The 22,326-nt window shown below is 34.7% G+C and carries 34 protein-coding genes; 22 read left to right on the plus strand and 12 right to left on the minus strand.

What is annotated here, in order from left to right; genetic code table 11:
• The first annotated feature begins 46 nt into the window (after nt 1-46).
• The 7 genes from recR to VG895_01270 are packed head-to-tail and all read left to right on the plus strand — an operon-like array spanning nt 47 to nt 4,760.
• Nucleotides 47-661, plus strand: coding sequence for a recombination mediator RecR (gene recR / locus VG895_01240; GenBank protein ID HWA51661.1), 615 nt, complete (start codon nt 47-49; stop codon nt 659-661).
• Complete coding sequence (locus VG895_01245; GenBank protein HWA51662.1) at nt 658-1,290, plus strand: MFS transporter; 633 nt, start codon at nt 658-660, stop codon at nt 1,288-1,290. The genes recR and VG895_01245 overlap by 4 nt, the downstream gene beginning before the upstream one ends.
• Nucleotides 1,265-1,762, plus strand: coding sequence for a hypothetical protein (locus VG895_01250; GenBank protein ID HWA51663.1), 498 nt, complete (start codon nt 1,265-1,267; stop codon nt 1,760-1,762). Before VG895_01245 ends, VG895_01250 begins: the two co-directional genes overlap by 26 nt.
• A 42-nt stretch (nt 1,763-1,804) precedes the next feature.
• Nucleotides 1,805-2,017 (plus strand): hypothetical protein, encoded by a 213-nt coding sequence (locus VG895_01255; GenBank protein HWA51664.1) that lies wholly within the window; start codon nt 1,805-1,807, stop codon nt 2,015-2,017.
• Nucleotides 2,014-2,739 (plus strand): Fic family protein, encoded by a 726-nt coding sequence (locus tag VG895_01260; GenBank protein HWA51665.1) that lies wholly within the window; start codon nt 2,014-2,016, stop codon nt 2,737-2,739. The genes VG895_01255 and VG895_01260 overlap by 4 nt, the downstream gene beginning before the upstream one ends.
• Before the next feature lie 4 nt (nt 2,740-2,743).
• The gene (gene cysS / locus VG895_01265; protein ID HWA51666.1) at nt 2,744-4,147 is read left to right on the plus strand and encodes a cysteine--tRNA ligase; all 1,404 of its coding nucleotides are present in this window, start codon (nt 2,744-2,746) and stop codon (nt 4,145-4,147) included.
• Nucleotides 4,131-4,760, plus strand: coding sequence for a hypothetical protein (locus tag VG895_01270; GenBank protein ID HWA51667.1), 630 nt, complete (start codon nt 4,131-4,133; stop codon nt 4,758-4,760). The genes cysS and VG895_01270 overlap by 17 nt, the downstream gene beginning before the upstream one ends.
• On the opposite strand, the gene VG895_01275 is transcribed toward VG895_01270, so the two are convergent.
• Nucleotides 4,757-5,893, minus strand: coding sequence for a hypothetical protein (locus tag VG895_01275; protein ID HWA51668.1), 1,137 nt, complete (start codon nt 5,891-5,893; stop codon nt 4,757-4,759). The genes VG895_01270 and VG895_01275 overlap by 4 nt on opposite strands.
• A 66-nt stretch (nt 5,894-5,959) precedes the next feature.
• Here VG895_01275 and VG895_01280 point away from each other — a divergent pair, with 66 nt between their 5' ends.
• Nucleotides 5,960-6,757 (plus strand): hypothetical protein, encoded by a 798-nt coding sequence (locus VG895_01280; GenBank protein HWA51669.1) that lies wholly within the window; start codon nt 5,960-5,962, stop codon nt 6,755-6,757.
• A 9-nt stretch (nt 6,758-6,766) separates the two neighbouring features.
• Nucleotides 6,767-7,261, plus strand: a complete 495-nt coding sequence (locus VG895_01285) for a hypothetical protein (protein ID HWA51670.1) — start codon at nt 6,767-6,769, stop codon at nt 7,259-7,261.
• Here VG895_01285 and VG895_01290 read toward each other — a convergent pair whose 3' ends face one another.
• Complete coding sequence (locus VG895_01290) at nt 7,262-7,588, minus strand: GNAT family N-acetyltransferase (GenBank protein HWA51671.1); 327 nt, start codon at nt 7,586-7,588, stop codon at nt 7,262-7,264.
• 17 nt (nt 7,589-7,605) lie between these two features.
• Entirely contained in the window at nt 7,606-7,950 is a 345-nt protein-coding gene (locus VG895_01295) for a hypothetical protein (GenBank protein ID HWA51672.1), read from the minus strand.
• A gap of 45 nt (nt 7,951-7,995) precedes the next feature.
• Here VG895_01295 and VG895_01300 point away from each other — a divergent pair, with 45 nt between their 5' ends.
• From VG895_01300 to VG895_01310, 3 genes are read left to right on the plus strand one after another with little or no spacing between them, the layout of a single operon-like run.
• The gene (locus VG895_01300; GenBank protein ID HWA51673.1) at nt 7,996-8,526 is read left to right on the plus strand and encodes a hypothetical protein; all 531 of its coding nucleotides are present in this window, start codon (nt 7,996-7,998) and stop codon (nt 8,524-8,526) included.
• A gap of 49 nt (nt 8,527-8,575) precedes the next feature.
• Nucleotides 8,576-9,760: an MFS transporter gene (locus VG895_01305; protein ID HWA51674.1), complete on the plus strand. Its 1,185-nt coding sequence runs from the start codon at nt 8,576-8,578 to the stop codon at nt 9,758-9,760.
• 35 nt (nt 9,761-9,795) lie between these two features.
• The gene (locus tag VG895_01310) at nt 9,796-10,134 is read left to right on the plus strand and encodes a hypothetical protein (GenBank protein ID HWA51675.1); all 339 of its coding nucleotides are present in this window, start codon (nt 9,796-9,798) and stop codon (nt 10,132-10,134) included.
• Here the strand turns inward: VG895_01310 and VG895_01315 are convergent.
• Nucleotides 10,127-11,107 carry a Fic family protein gene (locus tag VG895_01315; GenBank protein ID HWA51676.1) on the minus strand — a complete coding sequence of 327 codons (981 nt, stop codon included), beginning with the start codon at nt 11,105-11,107 and terminating at the stop codon, nt 10,127-10,129. The genes VG895_01310 and VG895_01315 overlap by 8 nt on opposite strands.
• Before the next feature lie 104 nt (nt 11,108-11,211).
• Here VG895_01315 and VG895_01320 point away from each other — a divergent pair, with 104 nt between their 5' ends.
• A complete protein-coding gene (locus VG895_01320; protein ID HWA51677.1) occupies nt 11,212-11,742 on the plus strand; it encodes an FKBP-type peptidyl-prolyl cis-trans isomerase in 531 nt (176 codons plus the stop codon).
• 14 nt (nt 11,743-11,756) lie between these two features.
• Nucleotides 11,757-11,996, plus strand: a complete 240-nt coding sequence (locus VG895_01325) for a hypothetical protein (GenBank protein HWA51678.1) — start codon at nt 11,757-11,759, stop codon at nt 11,994-11,996.
• 1 nt (nt 11,997) lies between these two features.
• On the opposite strand, the gene VG895_01330 is transcribed toward VG895_01325, so the two are convergent.
• From VG895_01330 to VG895_01350, 5 genes are all read right to left on the minus strand, one after another.
• Entirely contained in the window at nt 11,998-13,917 is a 1,920-nt protein-coding gene (locus VG895_01330) for a hypothetical protein (protein ID HWA51679.1), read from the minus strand.
• The gene (locus tag VG895_01335; GenBank protein ID HWA51680.1) at nt 13,914-14,198 is read right to left on the minus strand and encodes a hypothetical protein; all 285 of its coding nucleotides are present in this window, start codon (nt 14,196-14,198) and stop codon (nt 13,914-13,916) included. Before VG895_01335 ends, VG895_01330 begins: the two co-directional genes overlap by 4 nt.
• A complete protein-coding gene (locus VG895_01340) occupies nt 14,199-14,456 on the minus strand; it encodes an SHOCT domain-containing protein (GenBank protein HWA51681.1) in 258 nt (85 codons plus the stop codon).
• A 15-nt stretch (nt 14,457-14,471) separates the two neighbouring features.
• Nucleotides 14,472-15,017, minus strand: coding sequence for a DUF4232 domain-containing protein (locus VG895_01345; protein HWA51682.1), 546 nt, complete (start codon nt 15,015-15,017; stop codon nt 14,472-14,474).
• A 171-nt stretch (nt 15,018-15,188) separates the two neighbouring features.
• Nucleotides 15,189-15,536: a hypothetical protein gene (locus VG895_01350; GenBank protein HWA51683.1), complete on the minus strand. Its 348-nt coding sequence runs from the start codon at nt 15,534-15,536 to the stop codon at nt 15,189-15,191.
• A gap of 51 nt (nt 15,537-15,587) precedes the next feature.
• Here VG895_01350 and VG895_01355 point away from each other — a divergent pair, with 51 nt between their 5' ends.
• On the plus strand, nt 15,588-15,734 hold the full coding sequence (locus VG895_01355; protein ID HWA51684.1) for a hypothetical protein: 147 nt from the start codon (nt 15,588-15,590) through the stop codon (nt 15,732-15,734).
• Nucleotides 15,731-16,213 (plus strand): YdeI/OmpD-associated family protein, encoded by a 483-nt coding sequence (locus VG895_01360; protein HWA51685.1) that lies wholly within the window; start codon nt 15,731-15,733, stop codon nt 16,211-16,213. Before VG895_01355 ends, VG895_01360 begins: the two co-directional genes overlap by 4 nt.
• A 7-nt stretch (nt 16,214-16,220) precedes the next feature.
• On the opposite strand, the gene VG895_01365 is transcribed toward VG895_01360, so the two are convergent.
• A complete protein-coding gene (locus tag VG895_01365) occupies nt 16,221-16,907 on the minus strand; it encodes a hypothetical protein (GenBank protein ID HWA51686.1) in 687 nt (228 codons plus the stop codon).
• A gap of 95 nt (nt 16,908-17,002) precedes the next feature.
• Nucleotides 17,003-17,326 (minus strand): hypothetical protein, encoded by a 324-nt coding sequence (locus VG895_01370; GenBank protein ID HWA51687.1) that lies wholly within the window; start codon nt 17,324-17,326, stop codon nt 17,003-17,005.
• A 310-nt stretch (nt 17,327-17,636) separates the two neighbouring features.
• Here VG895_01370 and VG895_01375 point away from each other — a divergent pair, with 310 nt between their 5' ends.
• Nucleotides 17,637-18,731 carry a trypsin-like peptidase domain-containing protein gene (locus tag VG895_01375; protein ID HWA51688.1) on the plus strand — a complete coding sequence of 365 codons (1,095 nt, stop codon included), beginning with the start codon at nt 17,637-17,639 and terminating at the stop codon, nt 18,729-18,731.
• Nucleotides 18,732-18,755: 24 nt separating this feature from the next.
• Complete coding sequence (locus tag VG895_01380; protein HWA51689.1) at nt 18,756-19,751, plus strand: redox-regulated ATPase YchF; 996 nt, start codon at nt 18,756-18,758, stop codon at nt 19,749-19,751.
• Here the strand turns inward: VG895_01380 and VG895_01385 are convergent.
• Complete coding sequence (locus VG895_01385) at nt 19,735-20,022, minus strand: hypothetical protein (protein HWA51690.1); 288 nt, start codon at nt 20,020-20,022, stop codon at nt 19,735-19,737. The genes VG895_01380 and VG895_01385 overlap by 17 nt on opposite strands.
• A 23-nt stretch (nt 20,023-20,045) precedes the next feature.
• On the opposite strand from VG895_01385, the gene rpsF reads away from it, so the two are divergent.
• Genes rpsF through VG895_01405 form a run of 4 tightly spaced genes read left to right on the plus strand, consistent with a single transcriptional unit; the run spans nt 20,046 to nt 22,312 of the window.
• Nucleotides 20,046-20,333 carry a 30S ribosomal protein S6 gene (gene rpsF / locus VG895_01390; protein ID HWA51691.1) on the plus strand — a complete coding sequence of 96 codons (288 nt, stop codon included), beginning with the start codon at nt 20,046-20,048 and terminating at the stop codon, nt 20,331-20,333.
• Nucleotides 20,334-20,335: 2 nt separating this feature from the next.
• A complete protein-coding gene (locus tag VG895_01395; GenBank protein ID HWA51692.1) occupies nt 20,336-20,815 on the plus strand; it encodes a single-stranded DNA-binding protein in 480 nt (159 codons plus the stop codon).
• 5 nt (nt 20,816-20,820) lie between these two features.
• Nucleotides 20,821-21,063, plus strand: a complete 243-nt coding sequence (rpsR, locus tag VG895_01400) for a 30S ribosomal protein S18 (GenBank protein ID HWA51693.1) — start codon at nt 20,821-20,823, stop codon at nt 21,061-21,063.
• 25 nt (nt 21,064-21,088) lie between these two features.
• Nucleotides 21,089-22,312 (plus strand): S41 family peptidase, encoded by a 1,224-nt coding sequence (locus VG895_01405; protein ID HWA51694.1) that lies wholly within the window; start codon nt 21,089-21,091, stop codon nt 22,310-22,312.
• Nucleotides 22,313-22,326: the final 14 nt, after the last annotated feature.

Genomic DNA, 22,326 nt, shown 5'->3' on the forward strand with positions numbered 1-22,326 from the left:
TATAACTTATTTTTACATTGTCAACAACATTCTGTTAAAATAATTTGTGCCCAAAATCGCAAAACCACTATCAGATCTAATTGAGTCTTTTGAAAAGCTGCCAGGAGTTGGCCCGAAAACTGCCGAGCGATTAACTTTTTATATGCTTCGTGTTCCTCAAAGCGAAATACAATTCTTTGCAGATTCTCTAACTAATTTAAAAAAATTAACAAAAGTTTGTGATATTTGCAAAAATGTTTCAGAAACAAATCCTTGCCCAATTTGTGCTGATGATAAGCGTGACCAATCAAAAATTTTAGTCGTTGAAGAGCCTTTTGATATTTTAGTTTTTGAGCGTGGCGGAAAATACGACGGCCTTTATCATGTATTACACGGCGCCATTAATCCCCTGGAAAATATTGGCCCCGACGAATTATATATTGATGCATTACTTAAACGCACCAAAGCGACCAATGGTCATACCGTCAAAGAAGTTATTATCGCGACTAATCCAACAATGGAAGGTGATGCAACAGCAATGTATATTGGTGGTAAGTTGAAAGATATAAATGATAAAATTTTAGTGACGCGACTAGGTATGGGAATTCCTACAGGAGCAGATTTGGGTTTTGCGGATGATTTGACCTTAACTCAAGCACTTGCCGGCCGTCGAGAATTATGAAGGCAGTAAAATTATTTTTGCCCAAACTTCCAGATTTCAAAGATCTTTTATCGTTAAATAAAATAATTTATATTTTGGTTTTCTCAGACTTTATTTTAATTTCTTCATATGGCTTAATTGCGCCTTTCTTTGCAATTTTTCTAACCAAAAATATTATCGGGGGAACTCTTGTCGTTGTTGGTTTGTCTGATTCAATTTATTTAGCAACAAAATCTTTAATCCAAATTCCGCTTGGAATTTTAATTGATAAAACTAAGGGCGAGAAAATAGATTTTTGGTTTTTATTTTTTGGCAGTTTATTAATGAGTTTAAGTTTATTTTTATATGTAATTGCCAAAACTCCGCTTCATATTTATATAATTTCGCTTCTTTATGGAATTGGAAGCGGTGCAGCATATCCTGCATGGACGGGAATTTTTACCAGAAACATGGTGGGCGACAAAGAATCGTTTGCCTGGAGCTTGTCAGCGACTCTTTGGCAATTGGGAAGTGCGGCCGCTGCGTTAATTGGTGGAGTTCTGGCAGAGAGCCTTGGTTTTGCCAATTTATTTATTGTGGTCGGCGCTTTATCCTTAATAGGAACTTTTATTTTATTTTTTATTTATGACAAGCTTGCCACAAAGCAGTAAACAAATCGCAATTAATGCAGCGAAACTTGTTGCCCGCGAATCAAACGAAGTCTTAAAAACAGCAGGGGAGCAAATTATGCCAAGCCCTCAGGATGAAAAGAAACCCGGAGATCCTGAGCGACCAAAAGAAGTCGAAGGACAAAGACCAAAAAACTTAAGTTTTCTTAATGAATACAAACAAGAATTAAATGAAATCAAAAGAGAAAATTTATTTAAAGAACTGCAGAGAAAGATTGCAGGTGGAGAAACTGTTTATCTGGAAAATTATATTAATGAATTAGGCCATGAACAGCGTGAAGTTTTAAAAGCACAAATAGAAGTGATGGAAAACAGAAAATTACAGGAAGAAAGTTCTAAAAAAGAATCTGGAATTCCTCAAATAATAAGCAAAAAGGCAAGAGGAATGATTACCGGAATGGTAAAAAAGCGAAATCAGCAGAATGTAGAAACCCGCATGCCCCCCTCAAGCTAAAAACTTTATTGTTGAGCCAATTTGCAGTAAAATTGCATAAAGATGTCTTCGGTAGAGATGGAGTTTAACGACATCCCGCCCAAGGCAACTGAACTTATTCAATTAATCGGTTCAGTTGCTATTGATGGTGATTATGTGTTTTCCGAAGAAAAAATAGATGAAATTATAACCGAAATGAAATTAATCGAATTTAAAAAACAAATTTTCGAAAAGTTAATTTTTTTGAAAGTTATTAAAGGAGGATACGGCTTATGATTGTACGAATTGAAAGTGAAGGAAACCGATTACCTGAGAATGAAAACAAAAAAGACAGTGTTTCAGCTTTATGCAGAGCTCATCTTGCAAGGCAATATTCTATTTCAGTTGCAAAAAAATTTAATTTACCCGCTTTTGAAACAATAGTCAAAAATTTAAACTTAAGATTGGTATCAAAAGAAGAATTAAAAGGTAGACTGGATGCTGTAGCAGGGGAATATCGAACAAAAAACGTTTTTATGCCAATATCCCCAGTCTCACCGCCACAACCAGAAGATGTTCCTTATTTAATGAAAAAATTAGGAGTAGCATCTGATGAAAAAATAAAAGCGATAGATTGTAAAAAAGTCGCTGGAATTGAAATTGGAAAAATTTTAGAAACAATGTCATTTACCCATTACTGGATGGCACGCATTCATCCCTTCAGAGAAGGAAACGGTCGAGACGCTAGAGAAACAAACGCTTTACTATCTATCAGAACCGGTCTTCCAATAATTATCATTGGACCTGTAGATAGAGATGAATATATTAAAACGCTTAACACAATACATTTTTATACTTATTTAAACGACAAATTAGAAGCTGACCTTAAACCGTTAACATTGTTTCTTGGAAGAAGAATGCTAAGATCGTTTCCAAATTCTAATTTATCAAAACCGCAAATGGTTCAAAGAGAAAAACTTATATCATATATTTCTAAATTAGATTCTGATATAAAATAAATAAATGCAACTTTATAACTCTCTCTCAAGAAAAGTTGAAGAATTCAAACCCATAAATCCTCCCCATGTTGGAATGTATACTTGCGGCCCGACAGTTTATTCTTATCCCACAATTGGAAATTATCGTACTTATGTAACCTCTGATTTGCTTTTAAGAACATTAAAATTTTTGGGATATGAAACTAAATATGTAATGAATCTCACAGATGTTGGTCATTTGACAGGGGACAATTCTGGAGACGCTGACACTGGCGAAGATCGCCTTGAAAAAGCTTCAAAAAAAGAAAATAAAACAGCCTGGGATATTGCGAAGTTTTATGGAGACGATTTCGTAAATAGTTTGTCTAAATTAAATATCGAAAAACCAGATATTATCGCAAAAGCAACAGATCACATTGACGATCAAATAAAATTAATTGAAGTATTAGAAAAGAAAAAATTAACTTACAAAATTAGTGATGGAATTTATTTTGATACTGTAGCCTTCGAAAAACAAACTGGAGAAAAATATGGTGAGATGTCTAATTTGGATCAAATTAAAGAGGGTGCAAGAGTCGAGCCAAATCCACAGAAAAAAAATCCTCGAGATTTTGCATTATGGAAATTTTCTCCGAAAGACGAAAAGAGACAAATGGAATGGGAAAGCCCATGGGGAACTGGTTTTCCTGGCTGGCATATTGAGTGTTCTGCCATGAGCATGAAATATTTAGGAGAGCAGTTTGATATTCACGCAGGCGGCGAAGACCTTCGGTCCACTCATCATCCAAATGAAATTGCCCAGTCAGAAGGAGCAACTGGTAAAATTCCCTTTGTAAAATATTGGGTTCATGGAGCATTTTTAACTGTTGATGGAGGAAGAATGGGAAAAAGTTTAGGCAATGCTTATACATTGCATGATGTTGAAGAAAAAGGTTTTGATGATTTGGATTTGCGATATTTTTATTTTACAGGGCACTACAGAAAGCAATTAAATTTCACCTGGGAAGCTTTGTCTGCGGCACAGGCTGCATTGAATAAACTGAAACTTCAGGTTCAAAATTTACGTTCACAAGAAGAAAGAAATTCTCTTTCTGAAGAAAAATTATCAAAAGTTGATGCATACAGAAAAGAATTTACAGATGCAATTTCTGATGATTTAAATATGCCGCAAGCTCTTGCAGTAGTTTGGGAAGTTTTAAAATCAAATATTCCCTCCGAGGATAAATATGATCTAATTATGGATTTTGACGAAGTTTTAGGTCTTGAATTAAATAAAGAAGTTACACAAAAAGAAATTCCTCAGGAGATCAAAGATTTAATGCAAAAAAGAGAGGAATTAAGAAAATCTGGAAATTATGAAGAAGCAGATAAAATCAGAGACGAAATAATTCAAAAAGGATATACTGTTAATGATGATAAATCATCATGATAAGGCAATTTGGGTTGTAATTTTTATTCTTACTTTCTTTTTCATTGGTAATTTTATTTTTACGCAAGTCGAAATTCTCCAGCTTAAAAATAATTTAAATACTCCAGTCCAGACTCAAACTCCAGTTGTTTATAATCCAGTACAGCAAACTTCATCTCCTACAAACTCTCCAATTGCAACGTCTACAGTTTTTCCAACAGCTTCTCCAAAAGCCATTGCTACAGCAAAGCCTATTACTCAAATTACCTATATACCATTAACTGGTGGTTCAACTCAGAATACAGATTGGACAACAATAAACAGCTCTCAATTTAATTTTAATATTAACGACTATGGTACGCCGCAAGGCGATAAACTCCCGTATGTAATTTGGGATGCAAATTTAAGAGTTGATAATGGCAGCGGCGAAACCTTCGCAAGGATATATGACACAACTCACAATATTGCAGTAAATGGATCAGAAATAAATATCAGTAATACCAGCACTTCAACTGATGTGATTTCCGGAAGTTTACAATTCTGGAGCGGGAATAATACTTATGTAATTCAAGTAAAATCTTTAAACGGTTCAACTGCTTTTGTTGATAGTGGAAGGATCAAAGTTACCTACTAACTTATTCTTTTTATTTCACCGTTATTTTTAAGCTCGTATGTATGAGTTGGAAATAGAATGTGTAGTAATTGTGCAGCCAAATCTGGACGGTTTACGAACTCTCCAGAAAGACAATATAATACCTTGAAACCATGATGCCCTCTCAAATCCATGACTCTTGAATATTTATTTCGATTTATTGTTAACTCTTCGACATAATTTTCTATAAATTCTCTTGCAGCAGTTAAATCATGTTTTTTTTGAGAATCTGATATGTTTACAGGTCTTTTTTTGGTTGCAGCTTCCTGGCTCCTTCTAACACAAGTTTCCCAGTTGACGCTTTCACTCCAACCATTATCAATTAATATATGACCAAAACCTTTATTGAATAAGCTTTCTATTTTCTCTATATGCTCGTTCTCAAGTAAGGCAGTACTTAGTCTAATTTCATGAATTGGCTCAATTTGTGCAGTTAATTCATCTGTTTTATCTGGTTCTCTTCTATATAAAACTTGATCTATAAAATCAGTTACTAAATATTCTCCATATATTGTTGCTGCGTTTTCATAAAAATCTTTTAGTGTCGACTGACCACTTTTAGATGGTCTCTCGAAATAGTCTCGAAAATCTCTAACAGTTCGTATTTCAGGTTTAGCGATAACAGCTTTTTCAATTGTATCTTTAACGTGTAACCTAGCGTGTAATAACGATCTAGTTGCTTTTTCTTCAGGCATATTAAATTTGTCACTAGCTAAAACAACAATATCTTCTTTCCTGTATTTAAAAGTTCCATCATTGTTTTTCATAATAAGCGTAGACAGGATAAAAGGCCTAACTTTAGTGTTTTTCTGAATAGTTTCCTTTGAAGTAATGTGGCCAGCTAGTCCTTCCATGAATTCTTCTAAGTTGAAATCTTCTTCGTTGATTCCATATTCTTGAATAAAATTTGTGTAATCAGATAGAATTTGTTCAAGTCTAGCTCGAGCAGTGAAATCAAGTGAAGCGAGAGAACCTGTCACAGAGTTCAAAACACCATAATTGTTTTCGTCAATTGCACGATGAGCTTCTGTTTTTAAAGCATCTGTTTTTCTATTTATGGCTTTTTGGGTTAAATCTCCCAAGCGTTCACTAAACCTTTCAAGTTTTGGTGACATATTTACGGACTCCTATAATAAATAATTATTTTGCAAAAGTCAATAATTCCAGTATCATATTTATAGATGAAAAAGTTTTCTGTAATTTTTCTTTCTTTATTTTTAATTTCTACTTTTACACTCATTGTCCATGCTGATTATGCTTCTGATTATCAAAATTATATTAATCAAACAGGAACTTATAACGCTGCTCATGACGCTTATTTAACAGCTCGTGCAACATATATTGCTTCAGGAAGTATTGATAGTCAGGATAAAGCGATTCAGGCAACTTCTCAAATGCTTCAAAGCCGTGATGCAGTATTTATAAATTATTTGACAGCAATTCGCACTAAACTATCTTCTACGGTAGGGATAAATAGTACTGATCAAAGCTCATTAACCGGCCAAATTAATACTGAAATTTCCTGGTACCAAAATCATGCAAGCCGTATTCCTTCTGCTTCAACTCTAAACGACCTGGTTAATGACAGCAACGAAGCTCAAGATCAATATAAAAGTTCCACTCTTGATTTAATTTACAGAAGTTTGATAACAATTGGCGCAGCTAATAATTCTTTTATAAGAGGGGAGTTATCAAACGAAATCACAACCCTTTCTGCAAAAATTGATGAAATAAAAGCAAATCAGGATAAAGATGTAACAGTTGTTTCAAGATCTTTAATTGATGTTCAGGATAAAATAAGTAGAAGCGAGAGTAAAGATAGCGACGCAGTCAACAATATTAATTCTGCAAAGCCAAATGATAATCAGCTGGATAACGATTTTGAAGATTCTCAAAGTAATTTAAGCGATTCAAATTCATATCTTAAAGAAGCAAATCAGGAAATGTTGCAAATAATTGCTGAAATAAAATCAAATTAAAAATAAATTATGGAAAATCAAAACAACCAAAATATAACACCACCACAGCCGATAGCTCCTGTTCCAAATCCAGTAGCAACAAATACTCAGGAGACCGCAGTTCAATCTCCTCAAATGGCAACAGATTTTAATAATTTCAAAAATACAATTGATAATTTAAGACAAAACTGGAAAGAAAAATTTAATAATCTATCTCCAAGATCACGAATGCTTGTAATTATTGCTTCAATTGTCTTTGCAATTATTTTTATTTTATTTTTATTACTTCTTTTAATAGGACCTAAGAAAAAAACAGTTCCAGTTCTGACTCCTTCACCAACACCAGTTTCAGTTACTCCAGCTCCAAATATCATTTTAAATGCAAGCAGATACGCAACAGATAGCGGAGTATTAAAAATCGAAAGTGACTTAAACGGTTTTCAAAGCCAATTAAATAGTAGTGATGTGAAGCAAAGCGATCTTAATTTACCAAATGTAGATTTCAATATTAACTTCAATCAATAATTAAAGTCTCATTGTTGCATACTCATCGTCAATTTCGAAATTATTTTTTCTATAAAATTCTTCTAATTTAGGAATATCAAGCGAACCAATTGTTGCTCTAATATCTCTAGCCCCGTTTTCTTTAGCTTCTTGTACAAATCTATTAAGTAGGGCACTCCCTATTCCATTTCCTCGTTCATTTAATCCGACATTCAACATTTCAACAAACGCGGAATTTTTGATAGTTTTTCCAAATAAAGATCCCAGATCTTCATTTCCATTGCGAGCAAATATGTAAAAAACTTTTCGATCACCCTGAATATGATCAGGTACTTCAAAACTATTCACGATCAAATTATAATTTTTCATAAATTAATCTTCTTTAAATTAAATACAGGTTCTTCGACAAGTGCCGGGGCTTGTCTAATTATTCCCACATTGTCAATTAGAGGAAACATTTTTCTCACTTCATCTTGAAATTTCTGTGCCAATCCTCCTGAATAACTTGCATATCCTGAACCTTCGCTTCGTCCACAAAGTTTATCTTCCCATTGGCGAATTACGGTTTGTACTTTTGCCCCAATTTCATTAAATTCTTTTTGAAGTTTCTCCTCTTCAAGTCCATATCTGTCGTGAATTTGTTTAAATTCATCAAAAAGCTCCTTATTATTTGCAATCATGTTATTAAAATATTCTTGGTATTTTGTCATAAGCAAAGCTTGTCCGTACGGATAAAATTCATTATACTATGCATCATGATAGATTTTGAAGGCCAATTATCAAAAGCTGACTTAAATGAACAATCTCGAAGTTTTGTAACAAAAACAACTTCTCGTTTGATAAGTAAATATCAAAGAGATTGGATGATTGCAGATAATTCAATAAGGATAATTTCCAGTAGAGACACAACTGTGTTGCCAAATCACGAAGAATTACAAGCCCGTGTGGAAAAAAATAAACAACTAAAACCAAAATTAGAAGAACAGGCAAGTATAATGCAATTATTTCCGGCAGAAGTAGCTAAAATGAGTATTACAGGTGAAGAAATGCCGTTACCAGAATTTTTAGGTATGGAACTAGCTCATCTTGAAGATACTGATGGTTTATTGATGACAATTGATTACACTAAAAAGTTTGAAGAGAATCATAAAACTGGATTTAATGCTATGGTATTTGCAGGTATGGAATTAGCTTTAAAATTGAACTTTGGCGATAAAGATGGCAATCCTACCAATATTGTAACTTCATTCAGCTTATGCTTGATGAATAAGATACAAGGAATTTAGCACTTGACCTTCTAAATTGCTATCGGTTAAAATATAACTTCGTTGCCAAATGTTTAAAAACAACCGCCCGTTATTAATTGTTTCTCTTATCGCGATAGTAAATGCCCTTGGATACGGCATTATTATTCCTATTCAATTTTCCTACGCTGCACGTTTTGGTTTAAGTAATTTTCAAAATGGACTGTTGTTTTCGTTGTTTTCATTGTGTCAATTTTTATCATCTCCTGTGATAGGAAATTTCTCTGACCGCTTTGGCAGAAGGCCTCTTTTAATTCTTTCCTTGGCTGGAACAGTTTTATCATTTTTGACCATGGCTTTTGCTCCGAGCGCTATCTTTTTATTTATAGCTCGCGCTCTTGATGGTCTTACTGCTGGGAATGTTCCTGTCGCCATGTCTGTTATATCAGATACCGTCGAGCCAAAAGACAGGGCAAAAGGCTTCGGAATAATTGGAGCAGCTTTTGGTTTTGGATTTGTTTTCGGCCCTGCAATTTCAGCTTTAACAGTGGGAATTAATCCATCTTTGCCATTTATAATTGCAGCCGTCATTACGTTTATTTCAGTAGTTATAACCTGGTTTATGCTTCCAGAAACTAACCAGCACATTGGCCAAGTAAACCAGAGAAAGTTATTTGATTTTCCAAAGCTCGCAAAATCAATTGTTGACGAAAACGTCGGTTCAACGCTCATGGTTGGTTTGATTTATGCTCTTGCTTTTGGTCTCCTTATTTATGCATACAATCCTTTCGCAAAAAGCGTTTTAGGTTTATCAGATACTGTAATTGCTCTAAACTTTGTTATTTTTGGAATTGTCGGCTTAGTTGCCCAAGGTTTTTTGATTCCGCAATTGACAAAGCGTATTGCTGACAAAAAACTGATGATACAGGCATTAATTATTTCAGTTGTTGGCTTTTTCGGAGTTTTCATAGCACATTCATATCTTTTCTTTGTGATCACATCCATTTTTATTTCTCTTTCAAACTCTTTTGTCCAGCCTTTAATTGCATCCTTACTATCAAAAGAAGTTGATTTCAAATCTCAGGGAGAAATTATGGGAATAAACCAAAGCTATGCAAGTATCGGTACAATCTTTGGCCCGATTATTGGCGGATTAATGGCCAGTGTCTTTAGCGTGGCCAGCCCATTTTTAGGAGGAGCACTTTTGAGTTTAGTCTGTGTTTATGTTGGTTACCAAATCTTCAAAAAGCCAGAAAAAGTTGTGAGTTTGGAATGATTGTAAGTAAATAAAACTTATAATATAATCCACTTATGTCACCAGATCAAAAACCAGAAATTCAAAAACAAAATAATCCAGCTAAAAATTTGTTAGCCCATGTTCATGAACTTTATAAAGTTGGATTGCAAAAAGATTTAGCTTTGTTGAACTTATTAGAACAACCTACACCAGAGAATGAAAATACATATAACCAAAAACGTTTGCAATACGATGACATCCAAGAAAGAATAAATACTTCAACTAACGAAGAAAAAGAAGAAGCGTTAATTTTATTAATAGAAGAACAGGAAGAAATAACCAAAAGACATGAAAGTAAGATGAGAGAAATGTCAGAAGCCAGAATTACTATTTCAAGGATACCTGCTAAATAACTTCATAATAAACTCCTCTTGTACTTCCTCTTTTTCGTATTTGCCCTCCATCTTGCAGTTTTTTCAAATCATATCTTAAAGTTCTTTCATTAACATCTCTAAATCTTCTTCGGATCTGATCAAAATTAACTAATTTCTGCTCTTTTATAATTTGATAAATCTCAGCCCGCCTCGGAAGCAAAAAATCAGCAACTTGCGGCTCCTGTTTTTGTAAAATATTTTTCTTAGTAGCGCTTGATGCATCGCGAATTGTCTCAAGCATAAACTCTATATAATTTGTAATATCACGCTCGCTTTCTTCAAGCATTTTGTAATAAGTTTCGCGCCTTTTATCAATCATTTCTTCAAAAGGCAAAATTCCTTTAAATCCGTAGCCGCTTTTAGCAAGTATCATAAGTAAAAACAACCTGCCAACGCGGCCGTTACCGTCTGCAAAGGGATGAATTTTTTCAAATGCATAATGAGAAATCACAGCTCTAATCGGCGCAAAAGTTTCCCTGTCTGCATTTGCATATTTGATAAGTCTGTCAATTAATTTAGGGACATGAGAAGGTGGAGGAGTGTGATAAATCATTACGCCTCCTGCTGCAAACACTCCTTCGTGTTTTTTTCTAAATCTCCCAAGCTCTTCATATTCGATTCCTTTCATGGTTATAGAATGCAGATTTAAAATATCCTTTACTGTGATATCCCTGCCACTTCGCTCAAAAATCCAGTTAATTGCTCTTAAAATATTATTTACTTCAACTCTTTTCTGGTCTTTTGAAGGAAGGTGTGCAAAATCTTCAAGCGTTGTTGGATTTCCCTCAATTCGCGCAGAAAAAACAGAGCTTGCAAGCGTAGATTTGCGCCTTAAGTTTTGTTCTATTTCAATTGGAACCGGGATCGAATCTACGACTTCTTTGTTGGCTTCAATCTCAGCAAGCAGTTTGCTTATTTGTGGGGTCAAGAAATATTTTGGAGGAATAATCATTACCTAATGCTACCAGATCTTGCCAAATATTGCCATATATCGCCAGATATAACACATAAATTTATTATCTTGTGACTACAAAAAATATAAGTTATTATTCTTTTATGAAGGTTTCAGCGAAAGTGGTGTTCGCAATAATTGCAATAATTGCAGTGCTTGCAATTGTTGTTCGAAATGTTAAAGTTGGTGGAGACGAAGGTGTAAATAATTCACCAAGTCCTACAATTACAACAATGAACGATAATTCAAATCAAACACCAAGTGCTACAAGTTCGGCAACTCCAAACGGATTGCAAATCACAGACGAGGTGGTTGGAACAGGCGATACCGCAGTTGCCGGTAAAATGGTTACGGTAAATTATTCAGGTACATTAACAGACGGTACTGTATTTGATTCAAATACAGATCCAAAATTTCAACACGTAACTCCCTTTAGTTTTGATCTTGGAGCAGGTGAAGTAATAAAAGGCTGGGATGAAGGCGTTGCCGGCATGAAAGTTGGAGGAAAACGAAAATTAGTTATCCCTCCAGATTTGGGTTATGGAGCATATGGTGCTCCTCCATCTATTCCAGGAAATGCAACGTTAGTCTTTGAGGTTGAACTTCTCAAAGTTGAGCAAATTCTAGGCAATTAATGCTAGAATAAATCATGACCAATAATCAAATGCTCCAGGCAATCTTTGACACAGTTTCTAGCTTACGAAATGAAATAAAAGACTTAAGAAACGAAATGAACGACAAATTTAAAAAAGTCGATGAAAACTTTAAAAAAGTAAATCAAAGACTCAATAAAATCGGTGAATCTGTCGCATATCTTGAAGATGATACTCCAACTCGTAAAGAATTTGAAAACCTAGAAAATAGAGTTAATAAACTTATTAATAACTAATTTATTTGTATTTCAAAAACTTCCTGTAACTTTGATTAACTAAATAATCAAGTAAGTCTGAGAATTTTACTCTGGCAACTCCAATGTTTTTATCTGCAGCACCATAATACACATATAAATAGTCTCCAATTTCAACCACGCCGCAAGGAAAAACAATTCCTCGTCCGTTTACCTTTTCCCATTCCTCGCTTGGCTCAAGAATTGGATATTTTGTACGTGCATCAACTAATTGTGGATTTTTTATATCAAGAAGCATTGCTCCAGCTCGGTACCAGTGATCAATTGTCGAAATTCCATGATAAATAAGAAGCCACCCTTTTGTTGTCTTTATTGGCGTTGGTCCGATTCCAATTTTTTCATCATCCCACATTCCTTTGCGAGGAATTATATAAGACTTTGTCGCAAGCCACTTTCCTTCGCCAAAAGTTAAAGATTCGCTTTTATCAATTGAAATTCCAGGCGTTATGCGATGAAAAAACACATATTTGTCAGAAATTTTATCAGGAAGAAGGCATGCATCTTTATCATAAATTCCTGGAGCTGTCACAAGTTCTGGTTTAGTCCAGGCGTCCCATTTCCGATTTAAAAAATCTTCTACAGTTATTGAAGTGAGCGCGACTCGCACAGTATTGTCTCCTTCGTAAGCTGTGTAACACATATAAATTTTATTATCCATCAAGGTAACTCTTGGATCTTCGCAGCCCATTTTCTCCTCAGGTTCGCGAGGAGAATAAATAGGGTCAGGAAGCCTCTCATCAATTTTTACTCCATCAGTTGAGATGGCAAGCCCCATCCGGGAAACACTATTTTTATCAACTGCTCGATAAATTAAATATGTTTTGCCATCAAGAAGTATTGCTGCAGGGTTAAGTACACCGTTTGCCTCCCATTCTTTCCCTCCCTCCGGAGTTAGTATTGGATTTCCAGTAAGTTTTTCCATATGTATTGGGACAACATTATTTATTCGGATACGGGAATAAAGTTCTTCCATTGCAACAGTCGCTAAGCAAATTGTTGTATCAGCTCCGCTGTAATAAATAGATAAAGTCCCGTTTTCTATAATTACAGAAGTTGGAAAAATAGTATTTGGCGCATTACCATTTAATTCATAGTCAGTTTCTGGAACGAGAAAAGCATCTTTTACTGCTCCAACTATTTTTTGTGGATCATTCAAATCAAGAAGTACTCCTTTTATTTGAAATTGCCGCCTGGGGGAAAAATAATCCAAAACATAACAATAAATCAAAAGCCAACCGTATGGAGTTTTAATTGGCGTTGAGCCAACTTCAACCTGGTCCATATTACTCCAAAGAAGTGGAAGTGTATGTTCATCAATATTTTTATACCAGTCTTTCCATTTTTCGTGGTCCCAAATATCTTCTTTTTTGTCAAAATACGCGATAGCGATCTTCGAAGGAGGTAAATCTGTATTTGTCGCAAGTATTACAGCATATTTATCATTTATTTTTTCAGGAAACAAAGCACACGCCTTTGCATTAAACGGCGTCACTAAATGTTTTTCTTTTACTGTTTTCAAATCATCTGAAATTGCAAGCCCGGCTTTTATCCCGTTTGCATTAAAAGGAAATTCGCTTAAAGCTGTATAAAAAGTAAAATATTCGCCGTCAATTTCTGTGACGCGAGGGTCTTCGCATCCAAACTGATCCCAGTCTTCGCTGCCTCTTATAAAAATCTGGTTTTTACTAAAATTTATTCCATCAGATCCTTCCGCTTTTCCGATAACAGAGATTGAAAGTTCAGCTCCTTTTACAAAAATCTTTTTACCTTGAGCTCTGTAAAGAATGTTGTAATTATCATTTATTTTGCAAATGCTTCCGTTAAAAACTGCGCTTGATTCCCATGGGTTTGTCGGGTTTGGTTTCAAAATTGGATTATCTGGATATCTTGAAACTGTAATCATTCTAATTTAATTGGATTTATTCGCCCGCTCCACAAATACTTTGTGCCAAGAAAAGCTCCCGTTAAAACTATTCCTGCAATTTCAATATTTCTTGATAATTCGAAAGTTCTTATTTCGCTTTGGTAGGGAAGTAAACATGCATCAATCCAGACTTTTTCCGTATATTGTGAATGGCAGATCGTATCAAATTCATTTGTTTCATAACGAGAATTGTGGAAAAAAATTAAACCTACTGTAAAAATAAAAAGTACTATAAAGAAAAAAAGAATCTGTTTTGCCATCTATGAAATATGTTTCCGCATTTCATCAAATTCTTTTTTTGTAATCTCTCCTTTTGCGTAGCGCTTCTTTAAAATTTCAAGCGCAGTGTCGCTTGTAAATCCATGTCTTGCTTTTATTCTTTCCATTCGTTCGATATGTCGATTTGGATGAAATATGCGAACGATAATAAAAACAAAAGCAAAAATTAAAATTATCCAAATAAATGGAGTAAAAAATCCCGTAAATGGGGAATAATTATAGTAAGGATAATTCAACATAATTTATTATAACACTTACTGTGTAATAGGGGACGAAGAAAGAGGCCAGATTTCTATTGCAGTATTTTCATTAGCCGCAGAACAAGCTTGAATTGTTATACTTCCAACGGTTTGATTATTATAAATAAAATCAACTTTTTGCTGGGAAATGGTACTTTGGCATTGTGGGCCATTAGGAACACGGACCTGCGAATAAGCGCTTGTATTTGGCTGCAATATAAAATTTTGCTGCACTGGGCTTTGATTTTCATAATTTACAGAAATATTACTTGCGCTATATTTTGCTGAAATAGAATTTCCCAAAATTACATTGCAGGCGATCGCTGATGTATTTGTCGCTTTTATATTTGAATAAATGCTTCCTGCAGCTCCTTCAGTTTGAATATCAACTTTTAATTCGCTAGTTGTACAATCTGGAACTGCGCTAGTTGTCGGTACAGTGCTGGCAGATGGAAAAACAGTTGGCGCAGTAATTGAATTATTTTGTTCTCGCCAAAATAAAAATCCGCCAGTAATAATCAACAAAATAATTAATACTAAAACAATTTTAAAACCCTTCATACATATATTTTAATCCGCAAAGTCAAATATTTAGCAAATCAAAATAACTATTCCAAATTACCTTTATGTAATATGGCAAATTTTTCTAGTGCAAGTCAGAAATTCCTAATATTTCTTCTTTAGATAAAATTCTTGGCTCAGAACTAAAGCGGTAGGCCGACTCAGACATAATTATTCTTCTTGTTGGAGAATTGGAGAATAATAAATTATATGTCTTGTAGTATCTCCTGATTTTTCGTTTTTTGCCTCACAATTGATATTACCTTTGTCTGCAAGTTCTGATAATTTGCCTTCTAAAAATCTTGCAAATCCTCGCTCGTCATCTAAGTATTCTATGGGTACTAGTTCAGAAATTGTAGGTCTTGGAAATTCCTGTCTTAAAGCTAGTAGGCCCTTAGCTAAAAATTTGCTTGTCATTCCTGGATTTTTATTAGCTCGAGGAATACCAGAAAATCTTTCTTCTTGCATGGCTCGCGTCTGAACAAATTTTAATGCTTTAATAATGTTTTCAAATTCCATATTAAGTAATATAAAGCCAGAAACTAATCTCAACAAGTGCTAAAATGGTTCATGAAGAAAAATGGCAGATTAACATATATTGCTCTCGGCCTTGCTATTGGTTTAGCCCTCGGCGCAGCTTTAAAAAATATCGGCGCAGGGATTACTATAGGAATTGCAATCGGTCTTGCCCTGGATTCTTCAAAGAAAAATAAATGAAATTTCAAGCAAAAATAGAAATCATTAGTGTAAATCTATATGTAATCCCGCCGCAAAAAGCTTTAGAAGAAATCTTTAAAGATTCAGGCAAATCAAAAGGCCCAATTCAAATCAAAGGCAAAATAAACAGCCATAAATTTATTCAAACCCTTGTTAGATATCAAAATGCCTGGAGACTGTACATAAATACTCCGATAATAAAGGCAACAGGAGTAAAAGTAGGGGACACTGCCGATTTCTCAATTGAGTTTGATAATGTGGCAAGAACTGTTCCCATAAATCCCAAATTAAAATTAGCTTTTGATAAAAATAAAAAAGCAAAAGAAGAATTTGAAAAATTAATTCCTTCAAGGCAAAAAGAAATTAATAGATATTTAAATAATATAAAAAGCGAAGAAGTGTTAGAAAAAAATGTAGACAAAGTTATCAGGTACTTAAATGGAGAAAAAGTTGATTATTTTGTGATATTAAGAAATTAGAGTATTATTACAAATTCAAATCGGGCAGACACTCAACTTTGTTTCCTGAATAATCAACTCCATAAACTTTTACAATTTCTTTCGGATCTAAACCTGTAAGCGTTGCCCAATATCTGTTGCGTCTTCCATATGTATCCGGAACTAAATATTCTTTTTGGTGTGTTATTTGGCTTTCGCAATAGCTTTTAGAAAGATTAATAACACCACCTGTGACTTCCATATCGCAGCCAATATATCCAAAACCCTTAGGATCAATAACCATCTCTGTATTTAAAGTTTTGCATGTAAGCAGCTCGTTTGGTATCAAACTTTCTGGGGATTGAGTAGTAAACTTTTGTGCAACTAAATTAAAGCAATCAAAACCTACTTTGTGCACAAGAACGCTTGAGGTTATACCTTCTGTAATATTTGTTTTAAAAGTAGCACATATTTTGTATGTATTAACGCCTGTAATACTATATTGATAACCTTCCAAATTATTAAAGTAATTCGCGTCAGATAGCGCAGTTAAATCATATGGAAGTTTTTTAAATTTATAATAATATCCCTGGATACTATCTTCCAAACTTTCTATCTCGCTAGTTTTTGCATCATCTTCTTGGATATATCTACCAATCCACGGTGGACCAATTTTCACAAAAATAAAAAGTGAAATACAGATCGCAACAGCCAAATAAAAAAATACAATAATCATTCGATAAAGAAAAGTTCTCTTAGTTTGAGCTACAAAAGTTCTTAAAAGTAAGATAAAAGGTACAGAAATCAGTAGCAGTATACCAAAATCAACCACTAGTTTAGGATCAATATTTCCTGAAGACAAAAACGATGAAATAAAAATAATAAAATAAATAATACCGCAGGAAAAATTAATCCTAAATAATAAAATGTCTTACTAATTATGTCCCGTTTACCCAAAATCACAAAAATAAACCCGATAACAAACGATACGAGCATCACGGAAACAAAACTATCCATCAAATTATTTAAATAAGGGCTGATTGCAATTAATGTAGAGCTAGAAGAGTTTTGACCGGTTGCAAGAGACACAACGAAAAAAAGAAGTAGAGAAAAGACCACAAACGAGGCAAAAACAACCAAGAATCTTAATTTCATCCCCATGAGCAATTATATCATTTAAATTAAAACCATCCGAAAGTGCTAAAATAACTCACGTCTTACGTCGATGGCATTGGCGGTTTTTTATTTCGCTCCAAAAATCCAGAAGAATTAAAGAAATGGTATGTTGAAGTTCTTGGTACTGTAATTACTTATTACAGCTTGACTCAAATTTAGTATTTGCTCAAACTATTGGGAAGATATATATTAATTATAAATGGAAGAGCTACATACTCAACATGTGCACTCAATAGATTTAAACACTCGCCCTTACCCTTACGTTATATCGATCAAAAAGCTTGTAATCATGTCCATCTGTACCTTTGGTATATATGATATATATTGGTTTTATAAGCAATGGAAATCTTTTAAATCAGATAAAAACCTCAAAATTTCTCCGTTTTGGCGATCAATATTCTCTCCCATATTTTCATACTCACTATTCAAAACGATTTCGAATGCATCTAAAGAAATTGATGGAAATAAAGGACTTGAAGCAGGAGCTTGGGCTCTAATATATTTCTTCCTTTGTAGAGTTTGGCCCCTCAGCTCGCTCAGTCTCATACAAGCTCAAAGATCCATTAATTTCTATTGGAAGAAAAAATTAGGTAATCAATTGGTCAGGTCAAAATTTGGTGCTTGGAACTGGATTGTTTTATCAGGTTTCTTGGGATTATTTATTTTTGGATTTGGTGATTCATCAAATTCTACAACTACACCAACAACCAGTATTCCAAATAATGCTGTAACCATAAATTCTCCGAGTCCAACACCAACACTTGAAAGCAATGTTTCGTATGTTGTAGTAGATATACTTTGTAATAATCAAAGTGCTGGTTCGGGAACTATACTAACAAGTGATGGGTTGGTATTGACCAATAATCACGTTATAGATCAAGCAACATCATGTATAGTTACTTTACCAGATAGTACAACAGGCTCCCCAAAAGAAATTTATGTAGGTACCCCTCAAAGTGTTCCGGGTTTAAGTAAGTTGTACGATATTGCAACAGTTCAGATAAATAAACCTTATACAGACTCATCTGGAAAGACATGGGGAATGGATCCTCTAAATTTTGCAACATATAAAAGTCCAGACACATGTAAAACTTATACGCCACATCTAGGTGATTCAATTAGGATTTACGGTTACCCGGTCACGAGCGGAGGATATAATCTTACAATAACAGAGGGTATTATAAGTAGCTTCTCGAATGACGGTTATATACTTACTTCCGCAAAGGTTGATAGTGGAAACTCAGGGGGTTTTGCAACAAGTCAAGATGGATGTTGGATTGGAATACCGTCAGCAGTTGTGTCAGGTAACTTTCAAAATCTTGGTGTAATAATACCTGCAAGTACGATAGAAGATTTTGCAAGTCGTATCCCAACTTCTCAGTAAATTTAAATCTGTTAAAATACAGCAATGTCATCCTTAAAGGTAGGAATAGTTGGTCTGCCAAATGTAGGGAAGTCTACACTCTTTAACGCATTGATGAAAAGGCAGGTTGCTTATGCTGCAAACTTTCCTTTTGCGACGATCGAACCAAACATAGGGGTCGTACCCGTGCCTGACGAAAGATTAACTAAGCTTGCAGAAGTTACAGCTTTAGAAACAAAAGGAGCAACCCCTCCAATAGTGAACGCTACAGTTGAGTTTGTAGACATTGCAGGAATTGTTAAAGGCGCAAGTACTGGAGCAGGGTTAGGAAATAAATTTTTGGCAAACATTCGCGAAGTCGATGCAATTTGTTTTTGCCTTCGTGCTTTTACTGATAACGATATTATTCGAGAGGGAAGTACCAATCCAAAAGACGACTTTGAAATTTTAAAAACAGAATTAGACTTGGCTGATCTTGAAACTGTAGAAAATCATTCTAAGAAAAAAAATCAGGACGTTGAAAATTTGCCCTTATTTAATAAAAAACCATTTTTAGTTGTAATTAATGTCGACGAAAATGCTCTTCATGAAGCTCAAGGATTGGAAGTAAAATATGCAGAAGAATTAGGGTTAAAAGTAGAACAAATTGTTGTAATTTCAGCTAAAATTGAATCAGAACTTTCAGACTTAAGTGAATCTGACCAGAAAAATTATTTAGAAGATTTGGGAGTAAAAGAATCAGGACTAGAAAGGCTTGCCAAAAAAGCTTTTGAGACTCTGGGTTTGATTACATTTTTGACAGCTGGAGAAAAGGAAGTCCACGCCTGGACTATTAATAAGGGAATTGATGCTCAAAACGCGGCTGGAGCAATCCACACAGACTTCATCAAAAAGTTTATCAAAGCAGACGTTTGTGATTTTAAGGATTTTGTCGAGCTTGGAGGATGGAAAAATTCAAGAGAAAACGGAAAAGTCAGAAGCGAAGGAAGAGATTATATTATGCAAGATGGAGATGTTGTGGAATTTAAGATTGGCGCATAATAATTTCCTCGCCGCCAACAATTTGCCCAATTATTTCATGACGTGTTTCTTCAGCGACTACAAGTACTCTTTGATCTGCAATTCCCGGAATAACGATTACTTTTCCAGTTTTAGCCTGCTTTTTAATATCTTCTACCCCTTTATTAATATTTTCCACACAAATCTGGGTACCGCGTTCAAGGTTTTTCCCGCAGCGGTTTCCAAAAAAGCAGTGCTCTTTACATTCCAATCCCACAAAACCAATGGTAGTCTTACGGTCTAGAAATTTCAATACACATTTGATATACTACATCCATGCGTAAATATGAATTAACTATTGTCTTGGATGGCAAAGCAACAGCTGCAAAGAAAAAATCAGTCCAAGAAAGAATAGAGAAATTAATTAAAGAAGCTAAGGGAAAGACAGATAAAGTCAAAGATCTTGGAACAAAAGATCTTGCATACAAAATTGGTAAAAGCGAAACTGGAGCATATTTAATGTTTCCTTTGGAACTTGAATCAGAAAGCGCAAAAGAAATAAACAGTAAAATGAGAGTCGACACTGAAGTTATCAGATATCTTTTAATTAATACAGAAAAATAAATATGGCAAGAAGTTTAAATAAAGTTTTACTTATCGGAAATTTAACTCGAGATCCAGAATTAAGATACACACCGCAGGGAACTGCAGTAGTTACTTTTTCTATTGCAACCAATCGTCAGTGGAAAACTGAGAGTGGGGAAATGAAAGATCAGGCAGAATTTCATCGAGTTGTCGCCTGGGATAAATTAGCAGAAATCTGCGGCAAGATGCTTAAAAAGGGGACAAGATGTTATGTTGAAGGAAGATTGCAAACTCGTTCTTGGCAGGCTCAGGACGGAGCACAAAAACAAACAACAGAAATTGTTATTTCTGATATGATTGTCCTTGATAATAAAAGTTCAAATACAACTTCTGATGTGAATATTCCAGATGATTTTAATCAGGAGCCACAAGAAAAAGCAGAACCAAAAAAGGAAGTTAAAAAGGAAGAACCAAAAGTTGAAGAAGAGCCAGAAGTAAATGAAGACGATATACCATTTTAAAAAATATGCCAAAACAAAAATCTAAACCAAGAAGAAAAGTTCCAACAAATTTAAAGTGTTACTTTTGCGAAAACAAAAAAACACCTAATTATTTGGAAACCGACGAGCTTAAAAGATTTGTAACCGAGCGTGGAAAGATTGCAAGCCGAGAATACACAGGAACTTGTAGCAAGCATCAAAAACAGGTTGCTCAGGCAGTTAAGCGCGCAAGGCATTTAGCTCTTCTTCCTTTCAAGGCTTCTGTGTAATATACTTTAGTATTGTCGATTTATCATGAAGTCTACAAATTTTAAAAATTTAATTGTCGTTGCAGTCCTTATGATTTTTTGCCTTGCCTTAGGCTATGGTATTGGTGCAAAAGGTTTTGAAGTAAATTATGTAAAAGGCGGAAATGTAACCATTAGCCGCGTTACTCCAGAGCCAAATGTGGATTTTTCTCTTTTCTGGAAAGTTTGGGACGATATTAATAGCACTTACTACGACAAATCAAAAATAATTCCTTCTCAAATGGTTTACGGCGCGATTCAAGGAATGGTAAATAGTTTGGGTGATCCTTATACAATGTTCTTGCCGCCTTCTGAAAATCAGGTCACAAATCAGGATCTTCAGGGAAACTTTAGCGGTGTAGGAATTGAATTAGGTTATAAAGGACAAAACCTCGCAGTTGAAGCGCCGCTTCCTGGAAGCCCTGCAGAAAAAGCTGGCGTAAAGCCGGGAGATTTAATTGTTGGTATTAAAGATGCCGCAAAAAATGTGAATATCACAAATACACAAAATATTACTTTGGGGCAGGCGGTTGAAGATATACGAGGAAATACTGGGACAAAAGTTACTTTAACTTTAGTTCGAGACGGAACAAGTCAGCCAATCACAGTTGATATAATCAGAGAAAATATTAATGTCCCATCTGTCACTCTTGAATATGTTGGCGACAATAAAGACATTGCTCACATTTCTATTTTAAAGTTTGGCGCAGATACTTATACAGAATGGCAAAAGGAAGTTGCAGACATTCAGACCCATCAAAACATAAAGGGTGTAATTTTAGATTTACGAAATAATCCAGGAGGATATCTTCAAGATGCTGTTGATATTGCAGGAGAATTTTTGCCGGAAGGATCGACAGTTGTTATTCAGCAGGATGGAAACGGAAATAAAGAACCATTACTAACAAATCGTGAAGGAGCTTTTGTAAATACCAAAACAGTTGTCTTGATAAATGGCGGAAGTGCAAGTGCTTCAGAAATTTTATCAGGAGCGCTTCGCGATGACAGAAAAATTCAATTGGTTGGAGAAAAATCTTTTGGTAAAGGAACTGTGCAGGAGCCTCTTGATCTTGACGGAGGAGCAGGAATTCATATCACAGTTGCCAAATGGCTTACTCCAAACGGTACCTGGGTCCACGGAGTTGGTCTTACTCCAGATGTAAAAGTTACACAAAGTGCAACAAGCACAAGCGATGATCAGTTGAATGCTGCAGTTAAATTATTTCAGTAACCTTTCAGGATTTG

The organism is Patescibacteria group bacterium (genome assembly GCA_035549555.1).
In the GTDB taxonomy this organism is placed as follows: domain Bacteria; phylum Patescibacteriota; class Microgenomatia; order UBA8517; family UBA8517; genus Co84-156.

Coding starts and splice junctions, on each gene's coding strand:
- VG895_01245 (HWA51662.1), top strand. CDS start 658: ATGAAGGCAGTAAAATTATTTTTGCCCAAACTTCCAGATTTCAAAGAT.
- VG895_01250 (HWA51663.1), top strand. CDS start 1,265: ATGACAAGCTTGCCACAAAGCAGTAAACAAATCGCAATTAATGCAGCG.
- VG895_01255 (HWA51664.1), top strand. CDS start 1,805: ATGTCTTCGGTAGAGATGGAGTTTAACGACATCCCGCCCAAGGCAACT.
- VG895_01260 (HWA51665.1), top strand. CDS start 2,014: ATGATTGTACGAATTGAAAGTGAAGGAAACCGATTACCTGAGAATGAA.
- cysS (HWA51666.1), top strand. CDS start 2,744: ATGCAACTTTATAACTCTCTCTCAAGAAAAGTTGAAGAATTCAAACCC.
- VG895_01270 (HWA51667.1), top strand. CDS start 4,131: ATGATAAATCATCATGATAAGGCAATTTGGGTTGTAATTTTTATTCTT.
- VG895_01275 (HWA51668.1), bottom strand. CDS start 5,893: ATGTCACCAAAACTTGAAAGGTTTAGTGAACGCTTGGGAGATTTAACC.
- VG895_01280 (HWA51669.1), top strand. CDS start 5,960: ATGAAAAAGTTTTCTGTAATTTTTCTTTCTTTATTTTTAATTTCTACT.
- VG895_01285 (HWA51670.1), top strand. CDS start 6,767: ATGGAAAATCAAAACAACCAAAATATAACACCACCACAGCCGATAGCT.
- VG895_01295 (HWA51672.1), bottom strand. CDS start 7,950: ATGACAAAATACCAAGAATATTTTAATAACATGATTGCAAATAATAAG.
- VG895_01300 (HWA51673.1), top strand. CDS start 7,996: ATGATAGATTTTGAAGGCCAATTATCAAAAGCTGACTTAAATGAACAA.
- VG895_01305 (HWA51674.1), top strand. CDS start 8,576: ATGTTTAAAAACAACCGCCCGTTATTAATTGTTTCTCTTATCGCGATA.
- VG895_01310 (HWA51675.1), top strand. CDS start 9,796: ATGTCACCAGATCAAAAACCAGAAATTCAAAAACAAAATAATCCAGCT.
- VG895_01315 (HWA51676.1), bottom strand. CDS start 11,107: ATGATTATTCCTCCAAAATATTTCTTGACCCCACAAATAAGCAAACTG.
- VG895_01320 (HWA51677.1), top strand. CDS start 11,212: ATGAAGGTTTCAGCGAAAGTGGTGTTCGCAATAATTGCAATAATTGCA.
- VG895_01325 (HWA51678.1), top strand. CDS start 11,757: ATGACCAATAATCAAATGCTCCAGGCAATCTTTGACACAGTTTCTAGC.
- VG895_01330 (HWA51679.1), bottom strand. CDS start 13,917: ATGATTACAGTTTCAAGATATCCAGATAATCCAATTTTGAAACCAAAC.
- VG895_01335 (HWA51680.1), bottom strand. CDS start 14,198: ATGGCAAAACAGATTCTTTTTTTCTTTATAGTACTTTTTATTTTTACA.
- VG895_01340 (HWA51681.1), bottom strand. CDS start 14,456: ATGTTGAATTATCCTTACTATAATTATTCCCCATTTACGGGATTTTTT.
- VG895_01345 (HWA51682.1), bottom strand. CDS start 15,017: ATGAAGGGTTTTAAAATTGTTTTAGTATTAATTATTTTGTTGATTATT.
- VG895_01350 (HWA51683.1), bottom strand. CDS start 15,536: ATGGAATTTGAAAACATTATTAAAGCATTAAAATTTGTTCAGACGCGA.
- VG895_01355 (HWA51684.1), top strand. CDS start 15,588: ATGAAGAAAAATGGCAGATTAACATATATTGCTCTCGGCCTTGCTATT.
- VG895_01360 (HWA51685.1), top strand. CDS start 15,731: ATGAAATTTCAAGCAAAAATAGAAATCATTAGTGTAAATCTATATGTA.
- VG895_01365 (HWA51686.1), bottom strand. CDS start 16,907: ATGATTATTGTATTTTTTTATTTGGCTGTTGCGATCTGTATTTCACTT.
- VG895_01370 (HWA51687.1), bottom strand. CDS start 17,326: ATGAAATTAAGATTCTTGGTTGTTTTTGCCTCGTTTGTGGTCTTTTCT.
- VG895_01375 (HWA51688.1), top strand. CDS start 17,637: ATGTCCATCTGTACCTTTGGTATATATGATATATATTGGTTTTATAAG.
- VG895_01380 (HWA51689.1), top strand. CDS start 18,756: ATGTCATCCTTAAAGGTAGGAATAGTTGGTCTGCCAAATGTAGGGAAG.
- rpsF (HWA51691.1), top strand. CDS start 20,046: ATGCGTAAATATGAATTAACTATTGTCTTGGATGGCAAAGCAACAGCT.
- VG895_01395 (HWA51692.1), top strand. CDS start 20,336: ATGGCAAGAAGTTTAAATAAAGTTTTACTTATCGGAAATTTAACTCGA.
- rpsR (HWA51693.1), top strand. CDS start 20,821: ATGCCAAAACAAAAATCTAAACCAAGAAGAAAAGTTCCAACAAATTTA.
- VG895_01405 (HWA51694.1), top strand. CDS start 21,089: ATGAAGTCTACAAATTTTAAAAATTTAATTGTCGTTGCAGTCCTTATG.